This window comes from Grimontia sp. SpTr1 (genome assembly GCF_947387585.1).
In the GTDB taxonomy this organism is placed as follows: Bacteria; Pseudomonadota; Gammaproteobacteria; order Enterobacterales; family Vibrionaceae; genus Enterovibrio; species Enterovibrio indicus.
Map to the genome: position 1 here is coordinate 14368 of NZ_CANDOD010000019.1, position 14056 is coordinate 28423.

14 protein-coding genes are annotated in these 14056 nt (G+C 51.8%); 3 read left to right on the forward strand and 11 right to left on the reverse strand.

Annotated elements, in window-relative coordinates; all coding sequences use genetic code 11:
* Nucleotide 1 precedes the first annotated feature (1 nt).
* The 11 genes from QL223_RS21400 to gspC are packed head-to-tail and all read right to left on the reverse strand — an operon-like array spanning nt 2 to nt 10417.
* Entirely contained in the window at nt 2-487 is a 486-nt protein-coding gene (locus QL223_RS21400) for a type II secretion system protein M (RefSeq protein WP_046305064.1), read from the reverse strand.
* Complete coding sequence (gene gspL, locus QL223_RS21405) at nt 484-1692, reverse strand: type II secretion system protein GspL (protein ID WP_281545921.1); 1209 nt, start codon at nt 1690-1692, stop codon at nt 484-486. The genes QL223_RS21400 and gspL overlap by 4 nt, the downstream gene beginning before the upstream one ends.
* Complete coding sequence (gspK, locus tag QL223_RS21410) at nt 1664-2674, reverse strand: type II secretion system minor pseudopilin GspK (RefSeq protein WP_281545960.1); 1011 nt, start codon at nt 2672-2674, stop codon at nt 1664-1666. Before gspK ends, gspL begins: the two co-directional genes overlap by 29 nt.
* Nucleotides 2674-3315, reverse strand: a complete 642-nt coding sequence (gspJ, locus tag QL223_RS21415; RefSeq protein ID WP_281545922.1) for a type II secretion system minor pseudopilin GspJ — start codon at nt 3313-3315, stop codon at nt 2674-2676. Before gspJ ends, gspK begins: the two co-directional genes overlap by 1 nt.
* Nucleotides 3299-3661, reverse strand: coding sequence for a type II secretion system minor pseudopilin GspI (gene gspI / locus QL223_RS21420; protein WP_281545923.1), 363 nt, complete (start codon nt 3659-3661; stop codon nt 3299-3301). Before gspI ends, gspJ begins: the two co-directional genes overlap by 17 nt.
* Entirely contained in the window at nt 3658-4215 is a 558-nt protein-coding gene (gene gspH / locus QL223_RS21425) for a type II secretion system minor pseudopilin GspH (protein WP_046305070.1), read from the reverse strand. Before gspH ends, gspI begins: the two co-directional genes overlap by 4 nt.
* A gap of 3 nt (nt 4216-4218) precedes the next feature.
* Nucleotides 4219-4656: a type II secretion system major pseudopilin GspG gene (gene gspG / locus QL223_RS21430; protein ID WP_002539739.1), complete on the reverse strand. Its 438-nt coding sequence runs from the start codon at nt 4654-4656 to the stop codon at nt 4219-4221.
* Nucleotides 4657-4700: 44 nt separating this feature from the next.
* Complete coding sequence (gene gspF, locus QL223_RS21435) at nt 4701-5921, reverse strand: type II secretion system inner membrane protein GspF (protein ID WP_281545924.1); 1221 nt, start codon at nt 5919-5921, stop codon at nt 4701-4703.
* The gene (gene gspE / locus QL223_RS21440) at nt 5921-7456 is read right to left on the reverse strand and encodes a type II secretion system ATPase GspE (RefSeq protein ID WP_281545925.1); all 1536 of its coding nucleotides are present in this window, start codon (nt 7454-7456) and stop codon (nt 5921-5923) included. Before gspE ends, gspF begins: the two co-directional genes overlap by 1 nt.
* Before the next feature lie 4 nt (nt 7457-7460).
* Nucleotides 7461-9479 carry a type II secretion system secretin GspD gene (gene gspD, locus QL223_RS21445; protein ID WP_281545926.1) on the reverse strand — a complete coding sequence of 673 codons (2019 nt, stop codon included), beginning with the start codon at nt 9477-9479 and terminating at the stop codon, nt 7461-7463.
* A gap of 23 nt (nt 9480-9502) precedes the next feature.
* Complete coding sequence (gspC, locus tag QL223_RS21450; RefSeq protein ID WP_281545927.1) at nt 9503-10417, reverse strand: type II secretion system protein GspC; 915 nt, start codon at nt 10415-10417, stop codon at nt 9503-9505.
* Between the two features lie 276 nt (nt 10418-10693).
* On the opposite strand from gspC, the gene hslR reads away from it, so the two are divergent.
* The 3 genes from hslR (at nt 10694) to pckA (ending at nt 13942) form a co-directional block, all read left to right on the forward strand.
* Nucleotides 10694-11104, forward strand: a complete 411-nt coding sequence (hslR, locus tag QL223_RS21455) for a ribosome-associated heat shock protein Hsp15 (RefSeq protein WP_281545928.1) — start codon at nt 10694-10696, stop codon at nt 11102-11104.
* 18 nt (nt 11105-11122) lie between these two features.
* A complete protein-coding gene (gene hslO, locus QL223_RS21460) occupies nt 11123-11998 on the forward strand; it encodes an Hsp33 family molecular chaperone HslO (RefSeq protein ID WP_002539728.1) in 876 nt (291 codons plus the stop codon).
* Between the two features lie 312 nt (nt 11999-12310).
* Nucleotides 12311-13942 (forward strand): phosphoenolpyruvate carboxykinase (ATP), encoded by a 1632-nt coding sequence (gene pckA, locus QL223_RS21465; protein WP_046305074.1) that lies wholly within the window; start codon nt 12311-12313, stop codon nt 13940-13942.
* Nucleotides 13943-14056: the final 114 nt, after the last annotated feature.

Genomic DNA, 14056 nt, shown 5'->3' on the forward strand with positions numbered 1-14056 from the left:
CTTACCCTCTTCCCAGTTGCAGTCGTTTTACTTCAACGACACCCTGAGTGTCGGTTTTGCCCACATCAATAAACTTCACCTCGACGCCGTGATTAATCGATAAGTAATCGAGCCAGCTGATAAGTGAATTGAATGGCATCGGTTTCAGCCACACCTGAATTTCTTCCTGTTGAGGCTGCAAACGCACAATTTCAAGGTTATAACGCTTAACAGACGTAGTCACAGATTGGTTAAGTGGGAGGGCGCTCACCTGACCGCTGTTTCCAGCCACACGGCGCAACGCTTGGATTTCGGCGGCTTTGCCATCCACCCAACTCAGCAAGCTACGCTCGCTATTCAAGCGTTGTTGGGCTTGCTCGGCACGCTCTTGTAATGGACTGACGACACCCCAGTAAAGCACACCCACAACCAACACTGCGCTTGCGACACTCAGCAAACGTTGCTCGCGGCGGGAGAGGCCTTTCCAATAAGCAATCAATGCGTTCATGATGGCTCCTTACGCAATACAAAGGCGCCGGTCACGGTTTGCTGATCGCGGCTTAGCTGCCCCAGCTCCGTGTTGTATTTGGTCGACAAGGCTTCACGCAATTTTTCGAAGTCTCCGAAATCCTTTCCACGCGCATTCAAACGAAGCTCCCCACGATCCTGATCGAACCGAAGCGCATCAAGCTGGATGCCCGGCGCAGATTCTAACAGTGGGCCTAATTCGGACATCCACACCATCACGCCTGATTGGTTGCCACCACCGGAGAGTCTGCTCACTTCCCCTTCTATGATGCGTCGCATATAACTGGTGGTTGGAATACGTTGGTTCTGTGGCAGAAGTGCGCGCACTTTCGCTTCGCTTTGCTCGCGGTATTGCGCAGCTTGTGCTTCCATCTGGTAGATGTCTGCGATTTTCTCACCACCCAGCACGGCCAATAACACGGCAGCTGCAATCGCTGCGCCGCGCCAAGGTTTGAGGTGTTTGTAGATTTGGTTCTGTGGTTTGTATCGTCCTGCCAGCAGGTTGTGGCGGCTTTGCATCGCCTGTTGGGCAAGAAGAAGCATCACCAGCTCACATGGTTCGGTTTTCCAGTTGTCACCCATGTCTTCCGGGACATCTGAATAGCTGTAGACGGTTTTAATACCGCCATCCTCTTCATGGAGGCTGTTAATGCTTTGCATCCAAACTGGCAGCCAACCTTCTTCGACGGCGCTGCCCTCTGTTTCGCCGGTGCGCATCAGCCAGCGATGGCTCAGATTCGCCGCACTGTAGCCATCATCATGCATTGGCAAACACAAGCAATCCGGCACCAGCTTACGAACGTGCAGTCCAGCGTCAGTCAAGTCGTCCAGCCAACGCTGTAATAGCTTGTGCTCGACCACAGCAACACTGGCAAGCTCGCCGCTTTTCCCCAGCAAGGTGATATGAACCTGATCAACATCCTGTGCCAAGTCATCTTCTAAAAGGAAGGGTAAAACGGTGTCGAGCTGGCGTTCACTTCCCGCAGGAATCATTGCGGTAGTCAGCGTGATAGCAGCACTGTCAGCCAATGCCACCACGTCCCGCTCAGCCGCATAATCCGTCAGCTGTGACAAGCTCTCGGCTTCACCAGAAGCAATCACTTCCTGCTGGGCTGGCGACCAGACCAGCCAGGGGATCAACTCCTGCGGATCACTGTTAAGCCTGATTGTCAGGATCTCGCTCACTCATTCCTCCAAAGCGACGACGGATAACGGTTACCGCGCCGTTGTCATCCCTCTGCAGCAAAGAGCGCAGTCTCAGCGTCACGCTGTCGAGGGTAATTTCTGTATCCAATTCAAAGTAGCGGCTGCGCACATCCAAATATTGCTGCAGTCGTTCCCTTTCATCTTGTTCAATGCCCGCCAGTACTGGCTCGGCCATAAAGCTGGCCACGTCCTGCCAGCCATCAACGGCGTTTCTTCCGTTGATCAATTCTTTTGCCTGATCCTCACTGAGGTTCGGGTGGAAGATGGCGCTCAATATTGGCGCATCTTCCTCGGTCAGTGTATTAACATTCACCACCAACTTATCGCTGGGAATCGCACAAAGTAGCGAACCGACTTTGTCGAACATATCCTGCGTCACGCCATTGATGGCACGCCATTCAGAGATGTCCGCCATAAAACTGTTTGGCGCTACGTGTGGCACGGGACGCGCTTCGTATTCACTGTCTTCCACGCCTAGCGGCGACTGGACATTGGTGTCGGTATCGACAAACTCCCAGGTTGCCGCCGCCGCAGTTTCCGCTTCAAAGCTGTCGATGCCCTGCGATTCAATCAGCTGTTGAAACGACACCACCATTTTAGGGTTAGTGCCATTTTCCGTCGGTTTCACACTGCGAAGTCCGTTGACGTTAAAACACGCCTGTCGATCGTAAACATTACCCGTCGCCTGACCACCATCGAGCGGATAAACCTGATCACGTACAGCCCACGGCTGACTGAGGGTCACAGTATCGTTACTGTCGAAGCTTTCCTCGATACCGAAACGGGCCAAAGATTCAACCGATTGAGCGTACCAGTAGGCCTGCTGATACCGCACCTGACTTTCAGCCCGGTTAAAGTTCACAAACATCCTACCCGACATGCTGACCGCAACCGTGGTCATCAATGCCATGATGAGTAGCACTACCAAAAGGGCAACGCCGCGTTGTGACCGACGCTTCATCATGGCGTATTCCCCGCCGGCGGTGCCAGAGTTTGTCCTGGCAGCAGATAAATACGGGTTAGCTCACCGTAGCGCTCGGTATCCAACGTCACCCGGATGGCTTTTGGCATTTCGAGCGGCGTGTCCCAATCGCGTTTCCAGCCATCTGAGCCCTGCACCTCAAACTTAATGTCTGTCACACCCTCCAGCAAAGGCATGGAAGCAGGTTCCGTCGCTGAGCTGTCATCCGGGTACATCCAGCGGATGCGCTCCAGTGTGTCATCCTGAATGCGATACCCCACCTTCACCACTTCTCCACGAGGGAAAAGCTGCTGTGGGTTAATCCAGCCACCGCGTACAAATCGGATCCCCTGCGATTCTGAATCCAGTAAATCGTCACCAAGTTCCAACAAGGTTTCTTTGGCTTCGTCGCCACCATTTCGGTATTGGCGTGCCAGCATCTGACGGAAATCGCTGTCCATGATTAATAGTGTGCGTTGCAGGCTTTTTAGTGCATTGCCCACTTCTTCTGTCTGTATGTTGCTGTTAATGACGTTCCGGAAAATCTGATTCGCCGCCAGACTCAGGGTGGCGAAAATCATCAACGCCAGCAGCACTTCAATCAGGGTAAAACCCTTCGCTCTCTTAGTTCGCAGGCACATATGTCCTCACCGATACCAGAGAGCCTTGACGACGCTCATCCGCCCAGACAATCACATCTACCGCCCGAAGCAGGTTGTCAGAGGTCGGGATAGGTTTCACCGTCCAGAACCACTCGCGCCCAGCCATTTTCGAGCTGCCATTTTTCGCTGATGTCACTGGTTTGTCTTCCAGCACAAACAGCGCCAGCTGATTGTCTGCCACCATGGACGCAAAGGTTTTTTCTTCCAATACGCCCAGAGAATTAACATGTTGGCCGGTGGCATTAAGCACCGCCATTGCCGCCACGGCGAATACCGCCATGGCTACCAAGACTTCAATGAGGGTAAAGCCGCGACGCTTTCTCACTCTTTATCCTCATTCAAGTTCTTCACTTCGAATGTTGCCACATCATTGCCTTTCACCTGCCAGAGGCGTTTTTTGTCCGCCACGATGGTCAGGGTAAATGGAATAATTTCGCCGTTCCCCATCAGGACAACCTGAGGCTGGGGCGGTTTGTTCTCCTCGTCAGCAAACATCTCTTCGTCGAACAGGCTTTCTCTGTCGAACAAACGATCTTCTTCAGACACAAAGCCACTGACTTCTAAATCAAGCACCAGCCCTTCAGGCAAGGTAACGGACGTAATGTTTCGCTCTTGCTCTACTGGCTCCCAATCCTCACGGGTCAGGCGAAGAAGCTGGTAACCGTCTTTTTCAACGTTGAGGCCAAACGTCTGCCCTGTCAGCAATGACTGCTCAGTCCAAAGTTGAATGAGCTGGAAGAAGCGCTGGGCTTCTTCCTTGGCTTCATCACTTTTGTTTTGTGGAAGATTGGGCACCACGATGACAGCGCTGATTGCCAGCAGCACCATCACCAGCAGGATTTCCAGCAATGTAAACCCGGACGGGCGCCCTCTTCTCATCGATTAGTTGATGTCCAGCATGTTCCAGTTGCCGATGTCCTGATTCACGCCTTCACCGCCTTCCTGACCATCTGCACCCAGCGTGAAGATATCGACTGTGCCGTGCTCACCCGGATTCAGGTATTGGTACTGGTTACCCCAAGGATCTTGCGGCAGACGTTTGATGTAACCATCCTGACGGTAGTTACGTGGCTCTGGCGACGAAGACGGTTTTGATACCAGCGCATCCAGGCCCTGATCGGTGGTTGGGTAAACACTGTTATCCAAGCGGTACATATCCAGCGCATTTTCCAGTGCACTGATATCAGTGACGGCTTTTTGTTGGTCAGCTTTGTCTTTGTTACCCAGCAGGTTTGGTACCACCAAACTTGCCAGCACACCCAAAATAACGATAACAACCATGATTTCCAGCAGGGTGAAGCCCTGTTGACGACGTTGCATTTTCTATCTCTCCTGAAAAAACACTGCTTGGCAGCGAGTTGTGGTTACACGCCCACGATATTGTTGAGCTGGATAATTGGCATTAAGGTTGCCACGACAATAAACAGTACGATTAGCGCCATCACAATGATGAGCAAAGGCCCGAAGATCCCCAGTGCGATATTGACCTGAGATTCGAAGTCTCTGTCCTGATTGTCAGCCGCGCGGGTCAGCATTTGCTCAAGCTCACCACTTCGCTCACCACTGGCAATCATGTGTAACATCATGGGTGGAAACAGTTTCGACTTTTCCAGCGATACCCGAAGGCTCGCCCCTTCCCGGACGCGATCAGACGCTTCCAGAACTTTACTTTTTACCCAGGTATTGGTCATCACGTCTGCCGCAACCTTCATCCCATCCAACAAGGGAATGGCGCTTGATGTACAAATCGACAGAGTACGAGCAAAGCGTGAGGTATTCAGCCCCCGCGCAACCCGCCCAACCACAGGCATACCAAGTACGCTTCTATCCCAGCCTAGGCGACGCTCTGCGTTTCGGAGCATCACACGGAACATTACGAACAAAGCCACCGAGACACCCAGCACCAACAGTCCCCAATTGGTGACGAAATCGCTCGCCGCGAGCAATATTTTGGTGATGTTTGGCAGCTCAGCCCCGGTTTGCAGGAACTGGCCCACGATGTCCGGCACCACGGTTGCCAGCAAAAAGGCAACGATACCGATCGCAGCGACCGTCAGTACCATGGGGTAAACCATGGCCTGAATCAGTTTGTTCTTCACTTGCTGGCGGTTTTCCACGTAATCGGCAAGACGCTCAAGCACAGGGCCGAGATGACCGGATTTCTCACCGGCCGCTACCATGGCGCGGAACAGTTGGTCAAACACATGAGGGTAATCGCCAAGGCTGTCAGAAAGCGTGTAGCCTTCGACCACCCTTGCGCGCACGCCGGTGAGCATGTTCTTGAGTCGTTGCTTTTCCGATTGGTCGGCAACAGCTTTGATACATTCTTCCAATGGCATGGCTGCCTGCACCAGCGTCGCAAGCTGACGGGTCAACAGCGCCAGTTCGTTGGTACTGATCCCGCGTTTGAATCCGACAGAAGCAGATTGCTTTTGCTGCTCTTTTTCATGCGTTTGCGCCACTTCCATCGGCACCAGTGACTTCTCACGCAGCATTTGGCGCGCCTGACGCGCCGTGTCTGCTTCAATAACGCCTTTTACGGTGCGGCCTTTGGCATTTAACGCTTTGTATTCAAACGCTGCCATTAGCCCTCCCGCGTCACACGCAGGACTTCTTCCAGCGTGGTCTGGCCCTTGCGAACTTTCATCAGGCCATCAGCACGGATACTCGGCGTGGACTCGCGAACATAACGTTCAATCGCCTGCTCACCCGCTTCGTTATGGATGAGCTCCTGAACCTGGGTATCAACGACCAGAAGCTCGTGGATACCGGTACGGCCGCGATAGCCTTTGTGGTTACACTTCTTACAGCCCTTAGCTTTGTAAAGCGTCAACGGTTCGTTTTCTGACAACTCAAACCAGGCTTTGCTTTGAGCATCCGCTTCATAAGGTTCTTTACAATCCGGACACAGGGTACGCACCAGTCGTTGTGCCAGCACGCCAAGCAGCGAGGAAGACACAAGGAAAGGCTCGATGCCCATATCACGAAGACGGGTCACTGCACCGACTGCGGTATTGGTGTGAAGGGTCGACATCACAAGGTGACCCGTCAGTGACGCCTGCACCGCGATTTGCGCGGTTTCAAGGTCACGGATCTCACCGACCATCACCACATCCGGGTCCTGACGCAAAATGGCGCGAAGACCGCGGGCGAATGTCATATCAACCTTGGTGTTCACCTGTGTCTGGCCGATGCCATCGATATCAAATTCGATAGGGTCTTCAACCGTCAGAATGTTTCGCTCCGCACTGTTAAGCTCCGTCAGACCTGCATACAGCGTGGTCGACTTACCCGAGCCTGTCGGACCGGTCACCAGCAAGATACCGTGCGGGCGTTTGATAAGATGCTGGAAGTTGTCGTGAACCGCCGGAGTCATACCCAGACTTTCCAAATCAAGCTGGGTAGCGTTCTTATCGAGAAGACGCAGCACTACACGCTCGCCGTGGGATGAAGGCATGGTCGATACACGCACATCTACCGCGCGTCCGCCGATACGCAGTGAAATACGACCATCCTGTGGCACGCGCTTCTCCGCAATATCGAGTCGCGCCATGACCTTGATACGCGAAACCAAAAGTGGTGCCAGCTTGCGGCTAGGGCTCAAGACCTCACGTAGCACACCATCCACACGGAAGCGGATAGACAGGCTCTTCTCGAAGGTTTCGATGTGGATATCAGAAGCCGTTTCTTTAATGGCCTCACCCAGCATGGCGTTGATGAGTTTGATGATTGGCGCATCATCTTCCGATTCCAGCAAATCCTCGCTCTGTGGCAGCTCTTCGGCCAGCGCAAAAAAATCGTCACTGTCAGCGCCGATGTCTTCCATCAATTGCTGGGCTTCGGAAGAGTCACGCTGGTAAAGCTGGGTCAACTTAGGCTCGAAATCTTCTGAACGCAGCTGGATCGGTGTAAAGCCATGACCGAGAACGCGGCGTACTTCATTAAGCACTGCAGGCTTTGGCTGGTCACGGTAGTACAGCAGGAACCCGCTCTCTGTTCGCTCCACTACCACGCCATGGCGCTTGGCAAAGCCAAATGGCAGCCTTGTGGCTACCATTGGGGCATCAAGGTCCTGAGCCAGTTCTGCTTCAACTTCCGTTTCCTGGGAAAGCAATTCCATGGCCTTACCTCAACTCAGCCATGATGGCGCGTACTTCCGCAGGCATGGTCAAATCAGAGCCAAACTCCGGCAGTACTGGTGTTGTCACGCCCGGCATCAGTTTCACTTCTTCCTGCGCACGGAAAATTTGCTCGGCGCGGATGTAGTTGTACTTACGCTGTGTGATGCCATCGGCGGTCAGACCAGTACGGATGATCGTCGGTTTGATGAACAGCATCAGGTTACGCTTGGTTTTGCCTGACGAGGTAGATTTGAACAGGTGGCCAAGAATCGGGATATCACCCAGCAAAGGTACCTTCTGCTCGCTCTCGTTGGTTTGCTCGTCGATCAGACCACTCAGTACAATCATCTGTTGATCAGCCGCCAGTACCGAGGTGTTGATTTGACGCTTACCAAAGCGGATATCGACGGCGCCGCTTGCGCCCAGTACGTTCGAGATTTCCTGTTCGATGTTGAGCTGTACAGAATCACCTTCGTTGATTTGCGGAGTGATCTTGAGTTTCACACCGACATCTTTACGCTCAACGGTCTGGAATGGGTTGTCGTTGTTGGAACCTGTGGCAGAGCCCGTCACAACAGGCACTTCCTCACCCACGATGAACGAAGCTTCTTCGTTATCCAATACCATCAGGCTTGGCGAAGAAAGGATGTTGGAATCACTGTTGGTCGACACTGCAGTCACCAGAGCGGTCCAGTCACCGAAGACTACACCGGCAGCAAGGCCACTGACACCGCCCAGCACTTCTGCAATCGCCGTTGGGTCGCCAGACTCAGTAATTGGCACCTGAACCAGGTTGTTATTGTTGTCGAAGCGCGACTCTGTCGTTGTCTTGTCTTTCGCTTCTTCCTGCGCAGCCAAGTAGTTAGTGATTGGTACGCCGGTATTACCAAACTGGATACCACCGCCATCCAGTGAACCCCACTGAATACCGAGGTTTGCACCGTCGCTTTCTGACATTTCGACGATCATCGCTTCAATCAGTACCTGGGCACGGCGAATATCAAGCTGTGAAATCACACCTTCCAACGCTCGCATAATGTCTGGCGGCGCAGTAATAACCAGCGAGTTAGTGCCTTTGTGCGCAGAGATCTTCACGTCCCCGCCGACACCGGTAGTGCTTTTCTGGCCACCTTGCTTCTCTGCAATCAGATTTTCTGATACGCCCTGAAGTACATCGACCACGTCTTCAGCTTTGGCATAACGAAGGTAAATCACACGATTGTTGCCAACAGTTGCCATTTCGCGGTCAAGTTGGTTGATCAGACGGCGAATTCGGTCGCGCACCTGTGGCTCGCCGGAGATGAGTACAGAGTTCGTGCGCTCATCGGCGACAAAACTTGGTTGGAGAAGTTGTGGCGTGCTTTTGCCGTCACCTTGTTTGTTCAGGCTTTCCACGATGCGCACCATTTCTGATGCTGAAGCATGCTTAAGGTTGACCACTTCCACTTCTTTGTTACCGGCCTGGTCGACACGCTCAATGATGTCTGCCAGACGGTTTACCACCGCTGCACGGCCTGTGATCATGATGACGTTGGCTGGGTCATAGTGAACCACGTTACCGGCACCAGCGTTATCAATCAGCTGACGCAGCAATGGAGACAATTCACGTACAGAGACGTTTTTCACTGAAACCACGCGGGTGACAACCGCATCGCCCTGAATATTGTCATTGTCGCCCACCACCGGAATTGCCGATTGCTTGGCATCTTTGTCACGCACCACTTTCAGCACACCGTTTTCCATTTCCACCACAGCAAAGCCGTAAACCGACAGTACGTTGAGGAAAAACTGGTAGTACTGATCTTCATTCAGCACGTCGTAGCTGCGCACATTCACTTTGCCGCGCACCGCTGGGTCAACAATGATGGTCTTTTCGAGGTTGCGTCCGACAATCTCGATAAATTCCTGGATATCTGTTCCCTTGAAACTGGCACTGAATTCGGCAGCCCAAGCTCCCATGCTTTGCATGGCAAGCACACCTGCAACTAACCAGGATGTTTTACGTTTTTTCCACGTATTCACTTCGTTCTCCGTTTCCAGTCCAGTTACAGACCGATATAAATTTCGTGCAATTGACCGTCACGCTGGACGGTAAGGCTGATTTCAGAGGCATCAGACAAGCTTTGCCAAATACGGTTCATTTCTGCCGGGTTGGTCAAGTCAGCACCATTGATGCCTACAGCAACGTCGCCAGACTGAAGGCCTGCCTGCTCAAACAGGCGGCTGTCTCCACCCGGCCCAAGGCGATAACCCACCAGCCCTTCTTCGTTTCTCTCTTGAGACAGTGTGATGTATTTCAGCAATGCTTGCGGATTATTCATGATTTCTGCTTTCACATTGCTCAGGTCAGCTTCACCCGTGTTCTTAGGAATATTTGGTTTGCTTTGCGCCCGAGTTGGCGCCGGGGAAGAGCTGGACTGGTTATAATCGACCCCCGCTAGCATCAGCGCTTCATCACGCCCATTGTTTCGCAAAATGACGCGATCGGTTTGCACCTGACGAAGAATAACCCGCGTCCCCTCTATCGCTTCACCAATGCCGTAGGTTTTTTGCGAGCCACGGTTGGCAATCACAGCCAAACCGCGATCAGGCTCGGAACTTGCGACCAGCCCCACCAAGGTCAGATTCAGGCGGGTACGAGGAGCCTCGACGACAGGTTCAGGTTTTTTCTCAACGGGAGCGGCTTTGGCGCTGTATTGGCCAAAGAAGTGACGGTTGACCAATTGGTCAAGCTGATAGGCTGGTCCCTGTGCAACAACTGTCGCCGCAGCAGCGGGCGCACCGGAAACGGCTTCAGGCGCAGAGTTGGGCACCCAAACCCATACCAGTCTTCCCAGCGTCCATGCCAGTATCAATACCAGCAAACGCATTACCCACTTCGCGAGTGTAGCCGGGAACGCTTTTCCTAGTTGTGGTTGCGCCCAGACAGGTAAGCGCTTTATCCCAAAATTCGAAGACATGTTTTTCCTGTTACAAACATCGGCACTTCATTGCCATTCAGTCAATTGCCGCAATCTGATGCCTTTTGGCACCTTAGAATAAGAATATGAAATTGACTCACCAATTTACCTGTTTTCTTGTCCATTGCCGATAAGTGAGAACTGATTTTTGTCTGAATGATTCCATTGCGGCTTGAAAGTTAGACGAATGGACACCATATAAGAGCTCGAATTGTGATGCTGATCGTATTCAGCAAACGTGATAAGTTTAGCCCCCCGAATGTAAAGGAGTGTCTAGTGGGCTCGAAAGATAACGATTTTGATCAGGATCTGCAGGTCAGACTGGATAAATGGCTGTGGGCGGCACGTTTTTATAAAACCCGAACCATCGCCAGAAATATGATTGATGGTGGCAAGGTTCACTACAACGGCCAACGTTCCAAACCGAGCAAACTGGTAGAAATCGGCGCAGAGATCAAACTGAGACAAGGCTTTGATGAGAAAATCATCATCGTCGAGCAACTGAGTGAGCGTCGCCGCGGCGCGCCTGAGGCTCAGGCCCTTTACAGTGAAACCAATGAAAGCGTGTCGCGCAGGGAACAACGAAGCCTTGAGCGTCAGCTGAATGCACACAACCCAAGTCCAGATCGTCGTCCTGACAAAAAGCAGCGACGCGATATTATCAAATTTAGACACAGTAACGATTAACGCCGGAGAAGTTATCCCATGGCACAAGACAGTCTGCACCGTTACTTGTTCGATGGCGTCTCTGTACGCGGCGAACTGGTTCAACTTTCTGATTCATTCCAACAGCTGACGGGCAGCAAAAGCTATCCGGCACCGGTAAAAAACCTGCTGGGCGAGCTGATGGTCGCAACCAGCCTGCTGACAGCAACGCTGAAGTTTGAAGGCAGTATTACCGTACAAATTCAAGGTGACGGCCCAGTATCTCTGATTGTTATCAACGGTAACCACAATCAGGTGCTTCGCGGCACGGCACGCTGGAACGGCGATCTGCCAGAAACCGCAACCCTGCCAGAACTCATGGGTAAAGGTCACATTGTGATCACCATCGAGCCGGAGCAAGGAGAGCGCTACCAAGGCATCGTCGGTTTGGAAGGTGACACGCTTCAGGAATGTCTGGAAGATTACTTCGCACGTTCTGAACAGCTGAAAACCCGTCTATGGTTGCGCACCGGGGAAGCGGACGGCCAATCAAAAGCGGCTGGCATGCTGTTGCAAGTATTGCCGGATGGCATGGGCAAAGAAGACGACTTCGACCATCTGGCAAAACTGACTGAGACAGTGAAAAACGAAGAGCTGTTCTCGCTGGAAGCGCAGGAAGTGTTATACCGTCTTTACCACCAAGAAAATGTGAAAGTCTACGAGCCGAAAAGTGTGACATTCAAGTGTTCATGCTCGCGTGAGCGCAGCGCTTCTGCAATTGCTGCCATTGAGCGTCAGGAAGTTGAAAAAATGGTCGCTGAGACCGGAAATATCAAACTTCACTGCGACTACTGCGGTGCTGACTACGAGTTCGACTCTGTTGATATTTCAGCAATTTTTGACCAAAACGGCCCGTCATCAGAAGCCGTACATTAATAATTTTCTTAAATAATTAATGGTTAAAAATCCCTCAAAAACCGGCCTCTGAGCCGGTTTTATTCTGCCGAATCTCCACTTTTCGCAAAAAAAATACGCTGAACGCTAACCTCTTAATTTTGTACAAATAATAACCAATCTCGTGTGGCACACATGCGCAACATGACGGTAATATTATAAGTACAGACTGGTTAAGACTATTACAAACCCTTAATTTGTTTGTGGTTATTTTTTGAGTTAACTCTCTGAATTGACTAATTCAGGTTGCTAGCATGGACGACAGTTACATTACATCTTACCCAAGGAGCACCTATGACTGTCATGAACGTCGAAAAAAAGGTTGCAAATAATATCGATTTGTCAAAACACGGCTTACACGATGTTAAAGAGATTGTTCGTAACCCTACCTATGAACAACTTTTCGTTGAAGAAACAAAGCCGGAGCTGGAAGGATTTGAGAGAGGCACTGTAACGGAGCTAGGCGCAGTGGCTGTCGATACCGGGATTTTTACCGGTCGTTCTCCCAAAGACAAATACATTGTGCGCGACAACACTACCGAAAACACCCTGTGGTGGTCAGATCAAGGAACGAATGATAATAAGCCTATCGACCAACACGTCTGGGATGACCTTAAAGCCCTCGTTACCCGCCAACTATCAGGCAAACGCGTGTTTGTGATTGATGGTTACTGTGGCGCCAACCCCGATACCCGACTGAGCATCCGCGTGATCACCGAAGTGGCCTGGCAGGCACACTTCGTGAAAAACATGTTTATCCGCCCAACCGAAGAAGAGCTGGAAAACTTTGAACCTGATTTCGTGGTCATGAACGGTGCGAAGTGCGTCAACGAGAAGTGGCAGGAGCATGGTCTGAACTCCGAAAACTTCACGGTATTTAACCTGACTGAGCGTATGCAGCTCATCGGTGGTACCTGGTACGGCGGTGAAATGAAGAAAGGTATGTTCGCGATGATGAACTACTTCCTTCCGCTCCAAGACATTGCTTCTATGCACTGCTCCGCCAACATGAACAAAGACGGCGAAGTGGCTGTCTTCTTTGGCCTTTCCGGCACGGGGAAAACCACACTATCTACCGACCCAAAACGTGCACTGATCGGTGATGACGAGCACGGCTGGGATGACAACGGCATCTTCAACTTTGAAGGCGGTTGTTACGCAAAAACCATCAAGCTGTCTAAAGAAGCTGAGCCAGACATCTATAATGCGATTCGTCGCGATGCACTGCTCGAGAATGTCACCGTTCGCAACGACGGCTCCATTGATTTCGACGACGGTTCAAAAACAGAAAATACCCGTGTTTCTTACCCGCTTTATCACATTGAAAACATTGTGAAACCGGTATCGAAAGGCGGCCATGCTAACAAAGTGATCTTCCTGTCTGCCGATGCGTTTGGTGTATTGCCACCAGTGTCTAAACTGACGCCTGAGCAAACCAAGTACCACTTCCTGGCTGGCTTCACCGCCAAACTGGCGGGTACTGAACGTGGTATCACCGAACCAACCCCAACCTTCTCAGCGTGCTTCGGCAATGCGTTCCTGACTCTGCACCCAACCAAGTATGCAGAAGTACTGGTGAAGCGTATGGAAGCGTCAGGTGCAGAAGCCTATCTGGTCAACACTGGCTGGAATGGCTCAGGTAAGCGTATTTCTATTAAGGATACCCGCGCGATCATCGATGCGATTCTGGACGGCTCGATTGAAGAAGCTGAAACCAAAGTGGTGCCAATCTTCAATCTGGAAGTGCCTGTGAAGCTGCACGATGTTGATCCAGATATTCTGGATCCTCGTGACACTTACGTTGACCCTCTGCAGTGGGAAAGCAAAGCCGAAGATTTGGCAAAACGCTTTATCGACAACTTTGCGAAATACACTGACACCCCAGAAGGTCAGGCGCTGGTGAAAGCAGGCCCGCAGCTAGACTAACCGACAGTCGCCACAAACATAAAGATAGAAAGCCCCCTGCTCCGGGGGCTTTTTGTTTTGCAGTTTGACGGACAATCTCTAAATTCCTCCATTGCCTTGGCGCTGAAACAGATT

Excerpts from the sequence above, each read along its gene's own strand:
- QL223_RS21400 (WP_046305064.1), bottom strand. The coding sequence starts at position 487 with ATGAACGCATTGATTGCTTATTGGAAAGGCCTCTCCCGCCGCGAGCAA.
- gspK (WP_281545960.1), bottom strand. The coding sequence starts at position 2,674 with ATGAAGCGTCGGTCACAACGCGGCGTTGCCCTTTTGGTAGTGCTACTC.
- gspJ (WP_281545922.1), bottom strand. The coding sequence starts at position 3,315 with ATGTGCCTGCGAACTAAGAGAGCGAAGGGTTTTACCCTGATTGAAGTG.
- gspH (WP_046305070.1), bottom strand. The coding sequence starts at position 4,215 with ATGAGAAGAGGGCGCCCGTCCGGGTTTACATTGCTGGAAATCCTGCTG.
- gspG (WP_002539739.1), bottom strand. The coding sequence starts at position 4,656 with ATGCAACGTCGTCAACAGGGCTTCACCCTGCTGGAAATCATGGTTGTT.
- gspF (WP_281545924.1), bottom strand. The coding sequence starts at position 5,921 with ATGGCAGCGTTTGAATACAAAGCGTTAAATGCCAAAGGCCGCACCGTA.
- gspE (WP_281545925.1), bottom strand. The coding sequence starts at position 7,456 with ATGGAATTGCTTTCCCAGGAAACGGAAGTTGAAGCAGAACTGGCTCAG.
- gspC (WP_281545927.1), bottom strand. The coding sequence starts at position 10,417 with ATGTCTTCGAATTTTGGGATAAAGCGCTTACCTGTCTGGGCGCAACCA.
- hslO (WP_002539728.1), top strand. The coding sequence starts at position 11,123 with ATGGCACAAGACAGTCTGCACCGTTACTTGTTCGATGGCGTCTCTGTA.
- pckA (WP_046305074.1), top strand. The coding sequence starts at position 12,311 with ATGACTGTCATGAACGTCGAAAAAAAGGTTGCAAATAATATCGATTTG.